Source organism: Marinospirillum sp. (assembly GCF_014859565.1).
In genome coordinates, this window is the sequence record NZ_JACUUA010000263.1 from 1 (window position 1) to 4,078 (window position 4,078).

The following is a 4,078-nucleotide window of genomic DNA, read 5'->3' on the forward strand; positions in this document are numbered from 1 at the left end:
AAGTTGGAAGCCTCGCCCGTGGCGCTTTAGCGCTTAGGGCGGGGAGCAGTCACGGAACTCCTCCAGTGTAAGCACTGAGCCAACTTTTCAGCTTTTTTTGCCGTTCAGGCATTCTGGCGTATCTTTTGCAGAGTTTACTTACACTGCGTTATTTTATTCCTGCAACAAAAAACAACAATACTCAGGTTGGGCATGACTGCCATACAACCGTGCAGGTCTTTTTTTAACATTTCAGTCAAAAGAGAAAAACATGATCCAGTCGATCAAACAAAACTGGTTTTCCAATGTGCGAGGCGACCTGCTCGCGGGTATTGTGGTGGCGCTGGCGCTGATTCCGGAAGCCATTGCCTTTTCCATCATTGCCGGGGTAGACCCCAAAGTCGGCTTGTATGCCTCCTTCTGCATGGCGGTGGTGATTGCCTTTACCGGTGGTCGCCCCGGCATGATTTCTGCCGCCACCGGTGCCATGGCGCTGCTGATGGTGACACTGGTGCGTGATCATGGTCTGGAATACTTGCTGGCGGCCACGGTGCTGACCGGTGTATTACAGATTATTGCCGGTTATCTCAAGCTCGGCAGCCTGATGCGCTTTGTATCCCGCTCGGTGGTCACAGGCTTTGTGAATGCACTGGCGATTTTGATTTTCCTGGCACAGCTGCCGGAGCTGACCAATGTCACCTGGCATGTGTATGTGATGACGCTGGCTGGTCTGGGAATCATTTACCTCTTCCCCTATGTGCCGGTGATTGGCAAGCTGCTGCCTTCTCCACTGGTGTGTATTGTGGCGCTGACTGCCGTTGCCATGATCTGGGGTATCGATATCCGTACCGTCGGTGATATGGGTGAACTGCCAGATACCCTGCCCTTCTTTTTGTGGCCTGATGTGCCACTGAATCTGGAAACCCTGCTGATTATCCTGCCTTATTCCGTCATGTTAACGGTGGTGGGTCTGCTGGAATCCATGATGACGGCCACCATTGTGGATGATCTGACCGATAGCAAAAGTGACAAGAATCGTGAGTGTAAAGGCCAGGGCATTGCCAACATGGTTTCCGGCTTTTTTGGTGGTATGGCTGCCTGTGCAATGATTGGTCAGTCAATTATCAACATCAAGTCCGGCGGTCGTACCCGGCTGTCGTCCTTGCTTGCGGGTGTTTATCTGCTGGTGATGGTGATCTTCCTGGCTGACTGGTTGACTGCCATCCCTATGGCGGCACTGGTAGCGGTGATGATCATGGTCGCTATTGGTACCTTCAGTTGGGATTCATTGTTTAATCTGAAAAAACACCCGCTTTCCACCAATATTGTGATGGTTGCCACAGTGGTTGTGGTGGTGGCTACACATAACCTGGCGATTGGTGTGTTTGTTGGTGTGCTACTGGCGGCCATGTTCTTTGCCAACAAGGTGGGTCATTACATGCTGGTGAAGAAAAGCAAACGCGAAGATGGCGCGCGGGTTTATCAGGTTACTGGGCAGGTGTTTTTCACTTCGTCTACCAAGTTCATTGAATCCTTTGACTTTAAAGAAGTGGTCGACAAGGTGGTGATTGATCTGACCGAAGCCCACTTCTGGGACATCACTGCGGTGGAGTCGCTGGATCGTGTGATTATCAAGCTGCGCCGCGAAGGGGCAGAGGTTGAGCTGATTGGCCTGAACGAAGCCAGTTCCACCATTGTTGACCGTTTTGGGGTGCATGATGATCCCAAGGGTGTGGAAAAACTGATGGGAGGCCACTGAGCATGAAAAATATTGTGGCTTGTATTGATAACTCGGCAGCCGCTGCGGCTGTTTGTGATGCAGCAGCCTGGGTAAGTACCCAGGTAGAGCGTCCGCTGGTATTGCTGCATGTGCTGGATAAGAGTATTTACCCAGCAAAAACTGACCTGAGCGGTAATATCGGTCTGGGCAGTCGTACACACCTGATGGAAGAATTGGCTGATCTGGATATTCAGCGCAGCAAGCTGGCACTGGAGCAGGGTCGGCTGCAACTGGATGAAGCTCGTAAGCGGGTTGAGCCACTGGGTGTTAAAAGCCCGGAATTATTACAGCGTCATGGGCATTTTGTAGAAGCGCTGCAAGACTTGCAGGAAGACACTCGTGTACTGGTGCTGGGTCGTCAGGGTGAGGATCACGAGTCCGGCCTGCGCGAAATCGGCGGCAATCTGGAGCGGGTGATTCGTACCCTCAGCTGCCGCATTCTGATTACACCCCCCAGCTTTAACAAGCCGCAAAAGGTACTGCTGGCTTATGATGGCAGTGCAACCGCCAAAAAGGTTTTATATGTGATTGCTCGCAGTCCTTTGTGTAAAGGACTGCCTTTCCATCTGTTGATGGTGGGAGAAAATAATCAGAAGAATCAGCAGTTGCTGGAAGAAGCCCGCAAGGAGCTGCTGGAGCAGGGGCATGCTGATGTATCCACGGCCATTAAACAGGGTGATGTTGAAAGCACCCTGCTGGGTTATCAAAAAGAACATCAGCTGGATCTGATTGTAATGGGTGCCTACGGCCACTCACGCATTCGGGAATTTCTGGTGGGCAGCACCACCACTAATCTGCTGCGCCAGAGCGAAGTGCCGGTACTTTTGATGCGTTGATGAGGAATGCACACATGCCGGTATTAATAACAGTGGATGGATTAAGTCCACCATAAAGTTCGTCTTATTTTATTTAATAAAAATTAAAACAGTAAAAAATAAGGCACAATAATGAATGCGGTTAAAAATGTTGTAGATGACTCTGCAGCCATGAAAATGGCTGCTAATCTGATCGAAAAGGCTGATATTCAAATCAACGGCACTCGCCCGTGGGATATCCAATTAAAAGCCAGGGGAGTTGCAGACCGCTTGTTTGCCAAAGGCAGCCTGGGGCTTGGTGAGTCCTATATGGATGGTGACTGGGAAGTTGAGCAACTGGATGAGTTTTTCACCCGTGTGTTGCGTGCCAGGCTTGATCAGCAGTTAAAACCAGCAAGACTGGTGCTTCATGGTCTCAGGGCAAAAATCATGAATTTGCAGACATCCCGCCGAGCATGGCAGGTGGGTGAACAGCATTATGATTTAGGTAATGAGTTTTACGAAGCAATGCTGGATCCTCGTATGACTTATACCTGTGGTTACTGGAAAGACGCCACCACTCTGGTAGAAGCACAAGAGGCCAAGCTGGATCTGGTTTGTCGCAAGCTGGGTCTGAAACCGGGTATGCGATTATTGGATATCGGTTGTGGCTGGGGCAGCCTGATGAGTTTTGCTGCACAGAATTATGGTGTGGAATGCGTGGGTATCACTATATCCAAAGAGCAGGCTGCCTGGGCGCAACAGCGTTATGCAGGACTGCCCATGGAGTTTCGTTTACAGGATTACCGCGAAGTGCAGGGACAGTTTGACCGCATTGCCAGTATCGGCATGTTTGAACATGTGGGGCGCAAAAATCATCGTATTTTTCTTGAGGTTGCCAACCGCTGCCTTAAAGATGACGGACTGTTTTTACTTCATACCATTGGCAAAAATATTTGCCATACACCACCAGACCCCTGGGTCGACAAATACATTTTCCCGAATGGCGATCTGCCATCCATCAGCCAGATTTCCAGTGCAGCTTCCAATCTGTTTGTGATTGAAGATCTGCATAACTTCGGTGCTGATTACGATACAACCCTGATGGCCTGGTTTAAAAACTTTGAGGCATCCTGGCCGAAGTTTTCAGCCCAGCTGGGTGAGCGTTTTTATCGTATGTGGAAATACTATCTGCTGTCCTGTGCAGGTGCCTTCCGTGCCAGAGATATACAGCTATGGCAGTTTGTTATGGCTAAGTCCGGTGTGGTTAATGGTTACACGCGAGTCAGCTGAAAACTAATTCCTGAATGGAGAGATATGTGAGCGAATATTCCCTTTTTACTTCCGAATCCGTGTCCGAAGGGCATCCCGACAAGCTGGCTGACCAGATTTCTGATGCAGTGCTGGACGCCATTATTGCTGAAGACAAACACGCCCGTGTTGCCTGTGAAACCATGGTGAAAACCGGTGTGATCTATTGCACAAGGATACGCGTTACCACATCAATCCAACCGGCAAATTCGTG

At 50.0% G+C, this 4,078-nt stretch carries 4 protein-coding genes; all 4 read left to right on the plus strand.

The features are described 5' to 3' along the window. Positions 1-250 precede the first annotated feature (250 nt). The gene (locus tag IBX50_RS17910) at positions 251-1,738 is read left to right on the plus strand and encodes a SulP family inorganic anion transporter (protein ID WP_292257710.1); all 1,488 of its coding nucleotides are present in this window, start codon (positions 251-253) and stop codon (positions 1,736-1,738) included. Between the two features lie 2 nt (positions 1,739-1,740). Continuing rightward, positions 1,741-2,595 (plus strand): universal stress protein, encoded by an 855-nt coding sequence (locus tag IBX50_RS17915; RefSeq protein WP_292257712.1) that lies wholly within the window; start codon positions 1,741-1,743, stop codon positions 2,593-2,595. Between the two features lie 111 nt (positions 2,596-2,706). After that, positions 2,707-3,846: a cyclopropane fatty acyl phospholipid synthase gene (gene cfa, locus IBX50_RS17920; protein WP_292257714.1), complete on the plus strand. Its 1,140-nt coding sequence runs from the start codon at positions 2,707-2,709 to the stop codon at positions 3,844-3,846. A 26-nt stretch (positions 3,847-3,872) separates the two neighbouring features. Beyond that, positions 3,873-4,078, plus strand: a 206-nt coding sequence (locus IBX50_RS17925; protein ID WP_292257716.1) for an S-adenosylmethionine synthetase N-terminal domain-containing protein, incomplete at its 3' end; no start/stop codon positions are given.

Excerpts from the sequence above, each read along its gene's own strand:
- IBX50_RS17910 (WP_292257710.1), top strand. The coding sequence starts at position 251 with ATGATCCAGTCGATCAAACAAAACTGGTTTTCCAATGTGCGAGGCGAC.
- IBX50_RS17915 (WP_292257712.1), top strand. The coding sequence starts at position 1,741 with ATGAAAAATATTGTGGCTTGTATTGATAACTCGGCAGCCGCTGCGGCT.
- cfa (WP_292257714.1), top strand. The coding sequence starts at position 2,707 with ATGAATGCGGTTAAAAATGTTGTAGATGACTCTGCAGCCATGAAAATG.